15 protein-coding genes and 1 pseudogene are annotated in these 15259 nt (G+C 71.1%); 9 read left to right on the forward strand and 7 right to left on the reverse strand.

All coding sequences use genetic code 11. The features are described from left to right. Window positions 1–63: 63 nt before the first annotated feature. Window positions 64–810 (reverse strand): ZIP family metal transporter, encoded by a 747-nt coding sequence (locus K8638_RS16535; RefSeq protein WP_223755499.1) that lies wholly within the window; start codon window positions 808–810, stop codon window positions 64–66. A gap of 147 nt (window positions 811–957) precedes the next feature. Between K8638_RS16535 and K8638_RS16540 the strand changes: the two genes are divergently transcribed. After that, a complete protein-coding gene (locus K8638_RS16540; RefSeq protein ID WP_223755500.1) occupies window positions 958–1614 on the forward strand; it encodes an archaemetzincin in 657 nt (218 codons plus the stop codon). 4 nt (window positions 1615–1618) lie between these two features. Here K8638_RS16540 and K8638_RS16545 read toward each other — a convergent pair whose 3' ends face one another. Both K8638_RS16545 and K8638_RS16550 read right to left on the reverse strand, forming a co-directional pair. After that, window positions 1619–2206, reverse strand: coding sequence for a hypothetical protein (locus K8638_RS16545; protein WP_223755501.1), 588 nt, complete (start codon window positions 2204–2206; stop codon window positions 1619–1621). Next, complete coding sequence (locus tag K8638_RS16550; RefSeq protein ID WP_223755502.1) at window positions 2203–2928, reverse strand: hypothetical protein; 726 nt, start codon at window positions 2926–2928, stop codon at window positions 2203–2205. The genes K8638_RS16545 and K8638_RS16550 overlap by 4 nt, the downstream gene beginning before the upstream one ends. A gap of 271 nt (window positions 2929–3199) precedes the next feature. Between K8638_RS16550 and K8638_RS16555 the strand changes: the two genes are divergently transcribed. Continuing rightward, window positions 3200–4594 (forward strand): DUF2156 domain-containing protein, encoded by a 1395-nt coding sequence (locus K8638_RS16555; RefSeq protein ID WP_223755503.1) that lies wholly within the window; start codon window positions 3200–3202, stop codon window positions 4592–4594. Here K8638_RS16555 and K8638_RS16560 read toward each other — a convergent pair. Then, the gene (locus tag K8638_RS16560; protein WP_223755504.1) at window positions 4591–4848 is read right to left on the reverse strand and encodes a DUF2171 domain-containing protein; all 258 of its coding nucleotides are present in this window, start codon (window positions 4846–4848) and stop codon (window positions 4591–4593) included. The two genes, K8638_RS16555 and K8638_RS16560, sit on opposite strands and share 4 nt — an antisense overlap. Before the next feature lie 329 nt (window positions 4849–5177). Between K8638_RS16560 and K8638_RS16565 the strand changes: the two genes are divergently transcribed. The 6 genes from K8638_RS16565 to K8638_RS16590 all read left to right on the forward strand — a co-directional run bounded on the left by K8638_RS16565 (window position 5178) and on the right by K8638_RS16590 (window position 10987). After that, window positions 5178–5867 carry a TIGR02269 family lipoprotein gene (locus K8638_RS16565; protein WP_223755505.1) on the forward strand — a complete coding sequence of 230 codons (690 nt, stop codon included), beginning with the start codon at window positions 5178–5180 and terminating at the stop codon, window positions 5865–5867. Window positions 5868–5871: 4 nt separating this feature from the next. Further along, on the forward strand, window positions 5872–6591 hold the full coding sequence (locus tag K8638_RS16570) for a double-CXXCG motif protein (protein ID WP_223755506.1): 720 nt from the start codon (window positions 5872–5874) through the stop codon (window positions 6589–6591). Between the two features lie 141 nt (window positions 6592–6732). Continuing rightward, complete coding sequence (locus K8638_RS16575; protein WP_223755507.1) at window positions 6733–7971, forward strand: efflux RND transporter periplasmic adaptor subunit; 1239 nt, start codon at window positions 6733–6735, stop codon at window positions 7969–7971. Further along, complete coding sequence (locus tag K8638_RS16580) at window positions 7968–8663, forward strand: ABC transporter ATP-binding protein (protein ID WP_223755508.1); 696 nt, start codon at window positions 7968–7970, stop codon at window positions 8661–8663. Before K8638_RS16575 ends, K8638_RS16580 begins: the two co-directional genes overlap by 4 nt. Continuing rightward, window positions 8660–9826 carry an FtsX-like permease family protein gene (locus tag K8638_RS16585; RefSeq protein ID WP_223755509.1) on the forward strand — a complete coding sequence of 389 codons (1167 nt, stop codon included), beginning with the start codon at window positions 8660–8662 and terminating at the stop codon, window positions 9824–9826. Before K8638_RS16580 ends, K8638_RS16585 begins: the two co-directional genes overlap by 4 nt. 3 nt (window positions 9827–9829) lie before the next feature. Next, the gene (locus tag K8638_RS16590) at window positions 9830–10987 is read left to right on the forward strand and encodes an ABC transporter permease (protein ID WP_223755510.1); all 1158 of its coding nucleotides are present in this window, start codon (window positions 9830–9832) and stop codon (window positions 10985–10987) included. 5 nt (window positions 10988–10992) lie between these two features. Here K8638_RS16590 and K8638_RS16595 read toward each other — a convergent pair whose 3' ends face one another. From K8638_RS16595 to K8638_RS16605, 3 genes are all read right to left on the reverse strand, one after another. After that, entirely contained in the window at window positions 10993–12396 is a 1404-nt protein-coding gene (locus K8638_RS16595) for an NAD(P)/FAD-dependent oxidoreductase (protein WP_223755511.1), read from the reverse strand. A gap of 92 nt (window positions 12397–12488) precedes the next feature. After that, complete coding sequence (locus K8638_RS16600; RefSeq protein WP_223755512.1) at window positions 12489–13487, reverse strand: acyltransferase family protein; 999 nt, start codon at window positions 13485–13487, stop codon at window positions 12489–12491. A gap of 20 nt (window positions 13488–13507) precedes the next feature. Beyond that, the gene (locus tag K8638_RS16605; protein ID WP_223755516.1) at window positions 13508–14236 is read right to left on the reverse strand and encodes a 2OG-Fe dioxygenase family protein; all 729 of its coding nucleotides are present in this window, start codon (window positions 14234–14236) and stop codon (window positions 13508–13510) included. 419 nt (window positions 14237–14655) lie between these two features. Between K8638_RS16605 and K8638_RS16610 the strand changes: the two are divergent. After that, a pseudogene (locus K8638_RS16610) lies at window positions 14656–15259 on the forward strand (hypothetical protein); the annotation flags it as partial.

Raw genomic sequence — 15259 nt, forward strand, 5'->3', positions numbered from 1 at the left:
TTATGGCCCGGGAAGGTGGTCCGGCCAATGGCCACTCCGGAGCGATTCGATATGACCACTGCCCTACGTCGCGAGCCGCGCCTCGAGGAGGTGAAAGGCGAGCAGGAGCACCACCCCCAGCACGAGGCCCGTGACACGCTGGCGGGACTCGGAGGGAGAGCCGTGCCGCAGCTCCGGCAGCAGGTCCACCGCGCCGATGTAGAAGAAGGTGCCGGCGGCGATGGCCAGCACGATGCCCTCCAGGGGAGGCAGCAGGCGGGAGCCCAGCAGCATGCCGGCCGCTCCCACCGCCGCCGTGAGCTGTACGCCCGCCAGCGCCAGCAGGGCGCGCCTCCGAGACCAGCCGGAAGCGCGCAGCAACGCGTAGTCGCCGACCTCCTGCGGCAGCTCATGGGCGATGACGGCCAACGAGGTGGCGATGCCCGCCTGCGGGGACACGAGGAAGGCCGCCGCCACCGCGGCCCCGTCACCGATGTTGTGGAGGGCATCCGAGCCCAGCAGCGCCGCCGGCAGGGTGGGCGCCGGGAGGGTGGCGCCATGGGGGTGGTGGTGCGGCCGTCCCAGTCGCCACTCCAGCAGCGCGAGCGCCGTGAAGCTGGCGAAGGCCCAGGAGAAGGCCGCCGCGCCCAGGGCTTCCACCGCCTCCGGCAGCACCTCCAGGAAGCTGACCGTCAGCAGCGTGCCCGCCGCGAAGCCCACCAGGGCGGGCAGGTGACTCCGCAGCCACCGCTCGGAGAGAAGTCCGCTGGCGAGCCCGGCCAGTCCATCCGCCAGCACCGCCAGGAAGGTGTAGAGGACCACATGCCTCATCCCGTGCTCCTCTCTCGAGAGTGGCCCGCGTCCAACAGGTCGGCGTGGGGCCGCTGCTCGGGCGCCGTGGCCTGGGGAAAGGCTCGCGCCCCTCCCTGAGAGGGTGGTGCCTCACGGGAGGGCGTGGGGAGGCGCTACCATGCGGCCATGCGCTTCCAGCCCCGTGTGCTCATGGTGCCGCTGCTCTCGCTGGTGCTCGCCGCCGCTCCCGCTTTGGCGGCGCCGCCTCCGCCCTCCGAGCCGGTGGTGGCCATCCTCCCGTTCGGCAAGGTGAGCCCGGAGGTGCTGGAGCGGGTGGCCCGGGAGCTCCAGGCCCGGATGCGCGTGCAGGTGCGCTTCGAGCCCCAGCGCGAGCTGCCGAAGGAGGCGTTCCACGCGCCCCGCCGCCGCTGGCGCGCGGAGAAGCTGCTGGAGGCCATCGACGCGGACCCCCCGAAGGGCGCGTGGAAGGTGGTGGCCGTCACCGAGGCGGAAATCTCCACCACGAAGGAAGACATCCCGGACTGGGGCATCGCCGGGCTGGGCAGCATGTCGGGGCTGTCATGCGTGGTGTCCACGCACATCTACCGGAAGCACAGCAAGACGCGGGAGGCGCTGCTGCGGCGCGTGGGGGACCTGGTCGTCCACGAGTTCGGCCACACGCTCGGCTTCGACCACTGCGAGACGGAGGGCTGTGTCATGGCGGACGCGAAGGGCAAGGCCATCAAGTCCGCGGACCGCAGCACCGGCCACTACTGCGCGCGGTGCCTCGGCCTGCTGTCGGCCGAGGACCGCGCGAGGGTGAAGCCCGCTCCCGAGGAGTGAAGCGCTACAGCCCGCCCACCTCCAGCGCGCCCCCCAGCCCCGGGAAGGGCTTGGTGAGGAGGGCCTGGAAGACGATGTCCTCGAGCCGGATGTTCGCCGGAAGCACGGGCGTGCCGAGGCCGCTGCGGACCACCGTGTTGCTGACGATGAACCAGACGCGCCGCCGGCCGATGGCCTCCTTCAGCGCGGGCGAGTCGATGCGCACCGCCGTGCGCGAGTTGGGCCCGAAGTCCCGCGCCGGGAGGATTTCCGCCGCGGTGTTGTAGTAGGCGGGCCGGTTGAGGTCGGTGTACAGCTCCGGTTCGTCCGGCGTGGCCGTGCCGGTGAAGGACAGCCGCGCGGACGTGCGCAGCGTCAGCGTGGTGGACGGGTTCACCACGGTGAGCGTGGCGGCGACCTGCTCCACGATGATGTCCAGGTCCTCGGTGTTGACGGACTCCTCGGGCAGGTCCAGCGCCACCTCCGCGTAGACGGGCTCGAGGATGGAGGTGACGGACACCGTCTGGTCGAAGGGCTCGGTCTCGACGGCGATTTCGGCCGAGCACGCGGACAGCAGCAGGGAGAGGGAAACGAAGAGGGCGCGCTTCATCATCGGAAGGTCCAGGAGAGGTCGAAGACGGGGAGGACGGGGAGGCTCTCGCCAGGAAGGGCCGGGTCGCTCAGGTCCACGTAGGCGGCGCCGAGCCCGAAGCCGAAGTGGTCACCGCCATAGCGGATGCCCGCCGCGGCGCGCAGGGAGGAGCCTCCCTCCACGCGCACGCCGGCCTCGCCCACCACGGACCAGTTGCCGGCGAAGTTGAGGCCCACGCCCGCGGTGAAGGAGAGGTAGTCGGAGGTGTAGCGCGCGTAGCGTGCCTCGCCCTGCACCAGCAGCGGCCCCAGCACCAGGCCGTAGACGCCGTAGAAGGACGGGCCGGTCAGCTCCGGCTCGAAGCGCCGGATGGCGGGAGCCTCGGACTCGACGGCATCCGAATAGACGGACGCACCCACGAAGTGCGTGTAGCGCGCGCCCAGCACCACGCGGTGCGGGCCGGCGGCCACCGCCCAGCGCAGGCCGAGGTTGGGGGCCAGCAGCGCGTCCGCGTACAGGGAGGTGTCCACCGCCAGTCCCGCGAACAGGGGAATGGCCGTGCGCTGGAGGCCGAGCACCGGCGCGTCGATGACCTCCGCGGCGTCCGTGCCCATCAGGCGCGCGGTGTTGGTGCGCACGCCCGTGGGCGAGTCGTCAGCGGTGGCGAGGGTGGGAGTGCCGAGGGCGGCGAGCGCGCATGCCATGACGGAGCCGCGAGCGCCGGAGGGACATCTGAGGTTCAAGCCACATGCTCCTGGAGAGAAGGCCACGGTCATTCTGCCGGGAGCCGCCGCGAGTGGCTCGCCGTGCCGGATTTTGTCGACTGCCTGCCTGCATGGGCGCACGCGGTCACAGATGACCTGTGCGACCGTGGCGCCGGTGTGCGTCTGTCCATGAGTGCTGGCGATGCGTCCCCGAAGTCCGGGTGTCCTCCTGCCGGGTGGGTGGAGCAGCTCTCCGTGGCGGAGGGGCCCGAGGGCACGTACCTTGCGCGCGAGTCACAGGGGCCCCCACATGAATCGGGTCGAGTTCGCCGGGCACGGAGAGGTGAGCGCGGACGAGCGCGCGCGGGTGCTGGGGCTGCTACGCCGGTACGGGTGGAACGCCACCTCGTTCCAGGTGCTCCATCCGGGCTTCCACTACTGGTTCGACCCGGCGGGCGACGCGTGCATGGCGTACGTGGACACGGGGGGCGCGTGGGTGACGGCGGGTTCGCCCATCTCCGCGCCGGAGCGCCTGGCCGAGGTGGTCACTCGCTTCCGGGAGGCGGCGCGCGCGGCGGGCCGGCGCGTGTGCTTCTTCGCCACCGAGTCGCGCTTCACGCAACTGGCGCCGATGGAGGCCCTGCCCATTGGTGAGCAGCCCGTGTGGGACCCGGCGCACTGGGAGGACGTGGTGCGCGGCAGCCGGAGCCTGCGGGAGCAGCTCCGCCGCGCGCGCAAGCACGGCGTGAGCGTGCGCGAGCTGCCGGCGCCCGTGCTGGAGGACCCGGCGCACCCCACCCGGCAGGCAGTGGAGCGGTTGAAGGAGCGGTGGCTGGCATCGCGCCGCATGGCACCCATGGGCTTCCTGGTGCAGCTCGGCCCCTATGCCTTCGCACGGGAGCGCCGCGCCTTCGTGGCGGAGGTGGACGGGAAGGTGGTGGGCTTCCTCGCGGTGTCTCCGGTGTACGCACGCGAGGGCTGGTTCCTCCAGGACCTGCTGAGGGATTCGCACGCTCCCAACGGCACGGCGGAGACGCTGGTGGACGCGGCCATGCGCGCCGCGGCGGCGGAGGGGCGGCGCTACGTGACGCTGGGGCTGGCGCCGCTGGCGGGGCCAGTGCGGCCATGGCTGCGGCTGGCGCGGGCGTGTGGCCGGCCGCTGTTCGACTTCGAGGGGCTGCGCGCCTTCAAGGCGAAGTTCCGCCCGGACGCCTGGGTGCCCATCCACCTGGCGTACCCCACCCGGGGCGGCGGGCTGGTCGCGCTGTATGACGCGCTCCGCGCCTTCGCCCGGGGCAGCCTCGTGCGCTTCGGTGTGGCCACGGTGCTGCGGCGTCCCCGGCTGCTGGTGCATGCGCTGGCCACGTTGCTGGTCCCCTGGACGGCGCTGCTGGCGCTCCCCGCCACCCGCCGCTGGTTTCCCTCCGCGCAGGTGCAGTGGGGCTGGGTGCTCTTCGACGTGGGACTGACGGTGGGCCTGTTCTCGCTGGTGCGCCGCTGGCGGGACGGGCTGGCCATGGGGCTGGGCGCGCTCACCGCCGCGGACGCCTGTCTGACGTTCCTCCAGGCAGTCACGTACAACGGAGCGCGAGCGCGCGGCGTGCTGGACTGGGCGGTCATCACCGCCGCGGTGCTGGCGCCCGCGGCCGCCTCCCGCCTCCTCTTCCGCTCACGGGACGTGCACCTGTCCGGGCGCCAGGCCTAGCCGGGCGTGCCCACGTCCTCGCTCTCGGCGGGCACCTGGACGCCGTGGTCGGAGTGGAGGAACACCTCGCCGTGCTCCACGCGGTCCACCGCGTGGAAGCGCACCATGAACTCGCGGCGCGCGGGCCAGCCCTGCTCCAGCTCGAAGTGCGTGTCACCCACGTGCACCACCGTGCCGACCTTCCGGCCCTCCAAATCCCTCACCGTCATTCCCTCGCGCAGCTCTCCCGGGTCCAGCATCGCGTCCTCCTGCATGGGCAACCCTCCACTGCCCGGCACGCGTTCCCAACCCTGCCGGGCCGGAGGTCGAGGCCGTTGGTGCTTCCCCGAAAGACACGTTCCGGCTCCGGCACCGTGACTTCCGCCCGGTGCCCCTCCGCCGCTCGCCGTCCTGCTCCGCGCACGCACAGGGGGGCGCTGAGCCGCCTTGCAGTCAGCGCCTCCATCTCCCGAGTCGCCGTCGTCGGAGGTGTGTCTCGCGGCTCGCGGATGACGACCCGCGGATGCGAGCGAACGGGAAGAACCAGGCGCGGCGCTGATATGACCTCCGCCCGGCCCTGGCGCCGGGGCTGGCTGGAGGAGGCGTGAGCTGGCGTCAGGTCTGGTGGCTGTGGCTGTGCGCCGTGCTGGGGTCGTGCGCGTCGACTTCGCCGTCCCTGGATGAGGCGGAAGAGGACGTCGCGGAGTACCCGGAGGCGTACACCCGGCTCGAAGAGGGCGCGTGCGTCATGTTCCTCTTCGCGGGGGACGCGTGCGGGCTCTTCCGCTGCGAGGACGTGGCGCCCGGGTGGATTGTGCGGACGCGCGGGACGTTCGTCCTCCCGCCGAGCGCCGTCCGGTCACCGCAGAGGAACTGGGCCTATCCGTGGCAGTTGCCCGGACGGCCGGAGCCGGTCTTCGTCATTCCCTGGCACGGGCGGGAACTGCTGCCCAGTCAGAAGCGGGTGCTGGAGATGGCGCGGGCGCTGGCCTCGCAGCCGAGGGAGAAGCACCACATCTTCCCTCGGGAGGAGGGACTCCGGGACTGGTTCGAACGCCAGGGCATCAACATCCACAAGGAGACGATGCTGCTCGACCTGGAGACCCACCATCGAATCCACAAAGGACTTCAGGGTGGACCCTGGAACGAGGCGTGGCGCAACTTCCGCAAGAGACGGGAATACGCAACCGCTGAGGAGATGTACCGCTACGCGGGAGAGCTGATCATCCGCTTCAATCTGGTAGGACCCATCCTGCCGTACTATCTGTCAATCAGCCCACCTCTTGAGTTCTGACGACATGGCGCGATTCTACCATTGCGACTCTGGCGACATTGAACAACAGAAAGGTGCGTACAGCGCCAGGCGCAAGTGGGGTCTGCCAGGAGTGGTGTGTCCTCACTGCAAGGCGACATGGGCTGCGGCAGGGCCAAGCTATCCCGCTGTAGACCTTTCCGGCCATCCAGCAGCGAAGAAGCTGTCAAAGGCCTACTTGGAGAAAGACTTCGAGGAGTTCGAGCGCCTTCGCGAGCAGGTCCGCTCGCTACTTCCTCCTGATTATCCTCTCCGCCCCGGAACACTTTTCGGTCCCCTGGTGGGAAAGGCCAGGGGACCCTTCTCCGCATTCATCAATCAGTACGGTGACACCCTGCTCGTCCAGCCAAATGCCCTGGAACGGTTGATGGGCGAAGGACTCCGTGGCCTCCGAGGGTGCCGCACGGAGATGCGCTTCAGCCCCAAGGGCGTCCCGGAACTGCGCGATCTGCACATCGAGCCACGCGGTCTCCTTCACGCGGATTGCATTCCACGTGGCACGCCCCCGCCGTGCCCGAAGTGCGGCCGTCATGGCTTCAGCCTTCCCGCGGAGCCCATCCTCGACGCGGCCTCGCTACCCCAGGACCTCGACCTCTTCCGCCTTCGCAACTTCTCGACCGTGCTCGTCGTCACCGAGCGCTTCAAAGAAGTCGTGGAGCGCCACGGGCTGGACGGCCTGACCTTCCGCGAACTGCCGGTGCGCTGAGCCGCGTGACAGGCGGCGCACCATGGAAGCGCCCCGTCCTTCCCCGGAGCCCAGGGGAGCCAACCTTCAACCCCGGCACCGCACCTGGCCCCTTCCTACCTTCCTTCCGGGGAACCCCTGTTCCCACTCCCGGAGGAAGTCGTGGCCGAAGTCCAGGCGCAGAAACCGCTGAGCGCGCTCCGCATCGACCGCTCGGCCGCACCGCTGAAGCGGCGCCGCCGGATGCGCTGGCTCGTCCCCGCGCTGCTCCTGCTCGCCGTCGTCCTCCTGGCCGCCATCTCCCTCTCCCGCAGGGCCCCCACCGTGCGCGTGGTGGAGGTCCGTGAGCCACTCCCGGGAGAGCAGCAGACCGAGCTGTCCGCCGCCGGCTACGTCGACTCGCGCCGCCGCTCCGTCATCGCGCCGCAGATTGCCGGCCGGCTGGTGGACGTCACGGTGGAGGAGGGCGAGCCCGTGAAGGAGGGCCAGGTGATTGCCCGCCTGGATGACCGGGACGCCCGCGTCGTCCTGGAGCGCGCCGAAGCGGAGGTGCGGGCCGCCGAGGCCCGGCTCGCCGCGGCCCGCGCCCAGGCGGCCAACGCCCAACGCACCACGGCCCGCACGCGGAACCTGGCGAAGCAGGGGGTCATCCCCAGCGCGGAGCTGCTGGACGTGGAGACCGCCGGCAGCGCCGCCCTGGAGGAGCTCAACGCGGCCCGTGCCCAGCTCCTCGTCGTCCGCCGCGCCCGCGAGGCCGCCCGCCTGCAGCTCTCGCACACCGTGGTGCGCGCGCCCTTCGACGGCACGGTGGCGCGCAAGCTCGCGGACGAGGGCGCCGTGCTCGCACCGGCCGCGCTCGAGGGCACAGACCTGGGCGGCATCATCGAGCTGGTGGACCTGGACGCGCTGGAGGTGGAGGCCGAGGTCAGCGAGGAGCAGCTCTCCCGCATCCAGACGGGACAGCACGCGCTCATCTTCCTGGACGCCTTCCCGGACCAGGCCTTCCCGGCGCGCGTCGGCACGGTGCGTCCCGCCATCGACCGCTCCAAGGCCACGGCCACGGTGATGGTGCGCTTCCAGTCCGTGCCGAAGGGCGCCCTGCCGGACATGGGCGCGAAGGTGTCCTTCCTTCGCGAGGCGCTGCCACCGGGCGCGCTGGACCCGAAGGCCCTGCCGCCGCGCGTGCCCGCGGACGCCGTGGTGCAAGGCGAGGACGGGCCCGCCGTGTGGGTGGTGAAGGACGAACACCTGGAGCGGCAGCCGGTGCGCGTGGGACAGCGCGTGGGAGACGAGGTCGCGCTGGTGGAAGGCCCTCCCGCGGGGACGCAGGTGGTGTCGGCTCCGGACGCGAAGAAGCTGCGCCCGGGCCGGCGCGTGAAGGTGGAGACGGGGGGCGGATGAGCCTGGAGGCCGTGCCAGCCCTGCCCCCCATGGTCCGCCTGGAGGGCGTCTCGAAGACGTACCGGCGCGGCACCGTGGAGGTGCCCGTGCTGGAGGCGGTGAACCTCACCATCGACACGGGCGCCTTCGAGGCCTTCATGGGCCCGTCCGGCTCCGGCAAGTCCACGCTGCTCAACCTCATCTCCGGATTGGACCGGCCCACCACCGGCGTGGTGGAGGTCGCCGGGCGCAACCTGGCGGAGCTGAACGACCGCGAGCTGAGTGACTGGCGCGCCGCCCACGTGGGCTTCGTCTTCCAGCTCTACAACCTCATCCCCGTGCTCACCGCGGCGGAGAACGTGGAGCTGCCGCTGCTGCTCACCCCGCTGTCCCGCGCCGAGCGGCGCCGGCACGTGGCCGCCGCGCTGGAACTGGTGGGCCTGTCCCACCGGGTAGGCCACCGCCCGCCGCAGATGTCCGGAGGCGAGCAGCAGCGCGTGGCCATCGCCCGCGCCATCGTCACCGACCCGGACCTCATCATCGCCGACGAGCCCACCGGCGACCTGGACCGCAAGGCGGCCGAGGCCGTGCTGGACCTCTTCGGTGTGCTCCACCGTGATTTGCACAAGACGCTCGTCATGGTGACGCATGACCCGCACGCGGCCGAGCGGGCCGGGCGCGTGCACCACCTGGAGAAGGGGGTGCTTCAGTGAACTACGTCGGGCTCGCGGGCCGGGACTTGCTGCGCAACCCGCTGCGGCTGAGCCTCACCATCCTCGCGGGCGCGGTGGGGGTGACGGCCTTCATCTTCCTGCGCACCGTCATCGACATCTTCTACTACGGCGCGCAGGCGGCGCAGGTGGACCGGCTCATCACCCGCAACAAGGTCTCCATCACGGAGCCGCTGCCGCTCTCCTACTACGCACGCATCGCCGCGCTGCCCGGCGTGACGGCCGTCACCCACCAGGAGTGGTTCGGCGGGACGCTGGGCGAGACGCAGAAGGACTTCTTCCCCAACTTCTCCATCGACTCCAACACCTTCCTGGACGTCTTTCCGGAGTACACCACCACGCCCGCGGAGCTCTCCTCCTTCCGCAGCGACCCCTGCGGCGCGCTGGTGGGCGAGAAGCTGTCCCGCCGCTTCGGCTGGAAGCCGGGGGACCGGGTGACGCTCAAGGGGCAGATATACCCGGGCGACTGGACCTTCAACGTGCGCGGCATCTACACCGGCACGCGCCCCGGCGCGGACACCACCGCGCTGGTATTCGGCTACCGCTGCCTCAACGAGAGCGAGCTGCTGCCCGAAAACCGGAAGGACCAGGTGGGCATCTACGCGGTGCGGGTGGACGACCCGTCGCGCTCGGCGGAGGTGGCGGCGGCCATCGACCGGATGTTCGACAACAGCCCGTACCCGACGAAGACGGAGAGCGAGAAGTCCTTCCAGCTCGGCTTCGTGGCCATGTCGTCCGCCATCCTCACGGCGGTGAGGGTGGTGTCCAACGTCATCCTGCTCATCATCCTGCTGGTCATCGGCAACACGCTGGCCATGGCGGTGCGCGAGCGCACGCGTGACATTGCCACCTTGCGCGCCATGGGTTTCCGCCCGCGGACGGTGGTGCTGCTGGTGCTGGCCGAGTCCTCCGTCATCGGCCTGGCGGCGGCGGCCCTGGGCGTCGCGGCGGCGCCGTCGCTGGTCAACGGCTTCGCGAAGCTCATCGCCTCGCAGTTCGGCCAGATTCCGGACAACGTGATGCGGGGGCGCACGCTGGTGGTGTCCGCGCTGGCGGCGGTGCTGGTGTCGCTGCTGGCGGCCATCGGCCCTGCCTGGCGGGCGCTGCGCCTGCCGGTGGCGGAAGGCCTGAGGAGGGTGGCCTGAGCCATGGTGCCGCTCTACTACAACGCGCGCAGTCTCTGGGCGCGCAGGCTGTCCACGAGCCTCACGGTGCTGGGGCTGGGGCTGGTGGTGTTCGTCTTCAGCGCGGTGCTGATGCTCGCCAACGGCATCGAGTCCGCGCTCGCCTCGGGGGGAGACCCGGCCAACGCCGTCATCCTGCGCAAGGGTGCCACCAGCGAGCTGGTCAGCGGCGTGGAGCGCGACGCGGTGCGCATCCTCGCCACGGACCGGGCGGTGGCGTCCGGGCCGGACGGGGCCCCGCTGGTGGCCGGCGAGCTGGTGGTGCTGGTGGCGCTGCCGCGAGGCGGAGGCCAGGCGATGAACACCACCACGCGTGGGGTGGAGCCGGAGAGCTTCACCGCGCGGCCGGAGGTGCGGCTCGTCTCCGGGCGCAAGCCCCGGCCGGGCACCAACGAGGTGGTGCTGGGAAAGGCGCTGGTGGGCTCGTCACCGGACGCCACCCTGGGCGGCGAGCTGCGCTTCGCCCAGCAGCGCTGGCCGGTGGTGGGCGTCTTCGAGGCACGTGCGGGCGCCTTCGAGTCGGAGCTGTGGGCGGACGCCACGCGGCTGGGCGGGGCCTTCAGCCGGCCGGCCTACAGCTCCGCCCTGGTCCGGCTCGGCTCGGCGGCGGCGATGGCGGACTTCGTGAAGCGCGTGGAGGAGGACCCCCGCTTCACCCTGGAGGCGAAGCCGGAGCCCACGTACTGGGCGGACCAGGCCAGCGGGCTGGCCACCTTCATCCGCGTGCTGGGCCTGTTCGTGTCCCTCGTCTTCAGCGTCGGCGCGGTGCTGGGGGCGATGATTACGATGTACTCGCAGGTGGCGACGCGCATCGCCGAGCTGGGCATGCTGCGCGCGGTGGGCTTCCGGCGCCGCAGCGTGCTGGCCAGCGTGGTGGTGGAGTCCGTCATGCTGGGCGCGGCGGGCGGCATCCTGGGAGCGCTGGGGGCGCTCACCACGCGGTGGATTCACGTCCGCACGCTGAACTTCCAGACCTTCTCGGAGGTGACCTTCGGCTTCACGCCCACGCCCGCCATCCTCCTGGGCGCGGTGCTGTTCGGCACGGTGATGGGGCTCATCGGCGGACTGCTGCCCGCGCTGCGCGCCGCGCGCCTGTCCATCCTGGACGCCCTGCGCGCGTGAGCACCTCAGGCCGCCCGGGAGGAGAGGCGCGCGGAGAGCGGCTCCGGACCTGGCGGTGGCTCCGTGCCCTCGGACCGTCCGGTCAGGACCTTCCACAGCAGCCGGGGCGAGAGGATGGCCTCAGGCGGCTTGAGCATGTGCATCACCTCCATGAACGTCTGCACGGCCTCGGCATCCGTGGCGGTCAGCCGCTGGAACCGCTCCCCGTACCAGTGCAGGAAGGCGCTGCCGAAGGGCCGCGAGTCCCCCAGCTCCGGCAGCCGGAGGTCCTCGGTGGTGGACATGGCCCAGGGCATCTTCAGCACGCGGCCGGCGCGAGCGAAGTAGCGGCGTGACAGCCCGCCCAGGCCCTTGCGCAGGCACTCGCCGAGCAGCTCCACCTGCAGCGCGGCGGAAGTCATTCCCTGCCCGTAGATGGGGTTGAAGGAGCAGAACGCGTCACCCACCACGATGAGCCCCTCGGGCATCCGGGGCAGCCGCTCGTAGTGGCGCCACTGGCTGTGAGGCAGGCGGTGGCTGGAGATGGGGCCGAGCGGCTCGGCGTTCTTCAGCGCCTCGTACAGGTGGGGCTGGGCCAGGGCGCGCGCGTACGCGAGGAAGCCCGCGTCGTCCGTGGGTGGGTAGTCCTTGAGCCAGCCGCACAGCGTCACCGTCCACCGGTTCCCTTCGATGGGGAGGATGGCTCCGAAGCGCCGGAGGCGAGGCAGCTCGGGGGAGAGCATGAGCATCTTCCACCCCGCGTCGAAGCCCGTGGGCGTCCGGTACAGGCGCGTGGCGTAGCCCACGTCGATCTGCATCCGCGTCTCCTCCACGCGCGAAAGGCCCAGGTCCTCCAGCCAGTCCGGCATCCGGCTTCCACGGCCGCTGGCATCCACCACCAGGTCCGCGGCCAGCGGCATCTCCTCGGTGCCGCCGGGCGCGCGGAGCCTCAGGCCGGTGACGCGGGTTCCGGTCTCATCGTGCAGGAGGCCCGCGACCTCGCGCCTGTCGAGGATGCGCACGTTGGGGAGCGCCCTCACCATGGCGCGGACGCGCCACTCGAGGAGCGGCCGCGTCTGCGAGTACAGCGTGACGCCGCTGGGGATGCGCTTGCGCCAGGCGCCGGCCACGTGCCACGCGCAGTCGGCGGACATGTCCATCACCTGCGCGCCCGCGGAGCGCAGCTCTTCCTGGAGTCCCGGGAAGATGGAGGTCGCGATGTCCAGCCCGCGCTGGAGCAGCACGTGGGTATGGGGGCCCTGGGGCACGCCCTTGCGAGGCTGGCTCGAGTCCACCAGACCATCCCGCTCCACCAGGGTGACGCGCTCGAAGTGACGCGCGAGCAGGCCCGCGGTGAGCAGGCCGGCCATGCTGCTGCCACACACGACGGCGTGGCGGGGAGACACTGGCGAGGAGGAGCGAGGACCCATGACGACACCTCACGCTGCGGAGCGAAGCGCGGGCTGGAGCCCGCTACCTCTATACACGCGCAGGGGCCGCGTCCTTGCGTGGCGCCAGGGCCTTATGTTCGCTGGAAGAGTCGGCGCGGCTCCCACAGTGGACGTGTGGCGCGCACGATGAGCGGGTGGCCAAGCAACACCGCGAGAATTCCACCACCCAGCAGCACGAGCATCACACCCATGGGGCCATGTGGCACCGAATAGCCACCCAGCTTCTCGACACTTCGCACCACGAAGCCGTGCAGCAGGAAGGGCGCGAGACTGCGTCCACCCAGCCGCGTGAGCGCGCCCTCATTCCGTGGACACAGCATGAAGACGGCCCAGGTGAACACGAGCGCGCAGCAGAGGAGCGCGAGCCGCGTTGCCACTCCCGTGAGTGCAGTCGCGCCGAGCGCCGAGTAGGAGACGCTGCCGTACAACCACTGAGGGTTCGGAGTGGCGAGCCGCCCGGTGGTCATGGCCCAGACGAAGCCTCCCAGCAGCGCGAACAGGGCCACGGCGAGCGCGCGGCGGCGCGGCGTGACGCCCAGCAGCCACTCCCTCCGGGCCAGGTGTCCCGCGACGAAGCACGGGAGGAACACGAGCGTCCGCGACAGGCCGAAGAGGTAGCCCACCCACGGCAGCAGGCCCGCCCCGAGCGCGATGGCGAAGGACACCCCCAGCGGCATGGGCAGGCGGCGGAGCAGCGGCAGCATGAGCCGCCAGCACGCGAGGCTCCACAGGAACCAGAGCACCCAGTAGGGCTGGAATAGCCAGTGACGGCTCCACCCTCTTCCCAGCACCCATGCGTCGAACGCCACGTACAGCACCTGGAAGATGACGAGCGGCGCGAGCAGCGACCACGCGATGCCTTCCAGGGACTTCCGGCTCCACTCCGCGCGCGACAGGTGCCCGGAGAGGAAGGCGAAGGCGGGGATGTGGAACAGGTACAGGGCCGTGTAGAGCGCCCTCGCCAGCGGCTCGCGGGCGAGGAGTGGCTCCAGCGAGTGTCCCATCACCACGAGCACGATGAGCACTGCGCGCGCGTTCTCGAACAGGGGCACTCGGCCGGCGGTCGTCACACCCGCGTCATACCCGTGGGTCAGGGCCCCTGGAAGCCCTTCGCGCGGAACGTCAGCACCAGCGTGTCCCGGTGCCCCTTCTCGCCCAGGGGTTGGATGGGGGTGCTCTCGTGAATCACGCGCTCGTCGTCCAGCAGCAGCGCGGACCAGGGCTCGGTCAGCGTGAAGCGGATGCCCTGGGGGCCCGAGGCCTCGAAGATGCGCGTCTCACCGCCCTTGATGCCCTCGCGCCCGGTGAGCAGCACGGCGACGAAGTCCACGCCGTCGCGGTGCGCGCCCTCGGGCGTCGGGCGGCCGATGCCGTCCGTCGTGTCGATGCGGAACTGGTGCGCCTCGACGTACCACGGCTGCTCGCCCTTCAGCTTCGAGCAGCAGGCCGCGAGCCCGCTCAGCAACTGGGACCAGACGGGCTGCGAGACGACGGCGGGCGTCACCGGCTCGAACCAGCGCTCCAGCCCGCCGTGCAGCGCGTTGTATTCGATGGGCTGCCAGTGCGCGCGGTGCGGCACCTGGGTGACGCTGCCGCCGTCGACGACGAAGCACGAGTGGCGGCGCGAGCGATAGCGGCCACCGTCCCGCAGGTACCCGTCGAGCGGCAGGTCGTTCCAGGTCGGCAGCAGGCGGTCGAGCGCGGGGGCGGGAGTGCCCACCAGCTCGCACAGGCCCGCGCGGCTCAGCACGGCGTAGCCGCGGCTGCGCAGGACGGAGAAGACTTCGGGAGGCGGCGTGACGGGCGGCGGGAAGCTCATGGGCGGGATGTAACGCGGGCGGTGGCGGCGGACCATGCAGGCGCGCCGTGCTCCTTGCAAGCGTGGGAATGGTTGGAGCCGCGACGTGTTGGAGGCCCGCATTCGGCCATGGGAGATGAGATGCCGCGGACCCGCTGCTGAACGCGCGCCGCCGGGCGCTCCATGACGTGTACCTGGCGCAGCAGTTGATGGACTGACCCGGGGTCGCGGGCGCAAGCGTCCTCCACCCCACGCCCCCGCTGTCCCACGTCCGACGCTCCCTCGTACGCGGGAACGGGTCACGCATCGGGGGACGTCCGAGGCGCGAGAATCCTCTCACGGGGACGTCACCCTCGATTCCACGGCACGACCCGGATGTCCCCGGAGGGCCCGACAGAGGCCTCGGCAGGTGACGTCAACGAGTCACGATGGGGGAGTGCATGCGGTCCAGACGTATTGAAGGCTTGCTCGCGGTGTGCTGGTTCGCGGTCGTCGCGGGTTGCGGCCCGGTGGTGGATTCCCAGACGGACCCGGCGGGGGAGGCGGACACCGTTGAGCAGGAGTTGGGCTCGGAGAATGGCCTGTCATTCAATGGGCTGTCCTTCAACGGGTTGTCCTTCAATGGATTGTCATTCAACGGCTTGAGCCAGCATGGCCTGGCCTCGGCGCAGTTCGGGACCTGGTTCCAGTCGAACCCGGTGCTGGCGGACATGGTGATGCGGTACGTGGTGCGCTGCGCGGTGCCGGCGGGGCAGACCCGCGGCTACACGGATTCACACACCGGAAAGTCGTACTCCTGGGCGGGGTTGCTCGGACTCGCGCCGGATTGGGCCAGCGGCCAGCGGCCCACCACGGCCGAGCAGCAGGTGGTCTCGGCCTGTCTGGCCGCCCACACCACCAACTCAGGGGCCCGGATGGCCATCTCCGTGCTGGGCCTCAACGGCCGGGGGCAGCCCATCGCTTATAGCACTACTGCGTCAGGGGTAGGCAGGGGGGAGCGGGCAAGTGAGGGCTGTGCGCCCTGGCCACTATTGCGTTGTCCGC

The sequence above is a fragment of the Myxococcus sp. RHSTA-1-4 genome (genome assembly GCF_020037125.1).
In the GTDB taxonomy this organism is placed as follows: domain Bacteria; phylum Myxococcota; class Myxococcia; order Myxococcales; family Myxococcaceae; genus Myxococcus.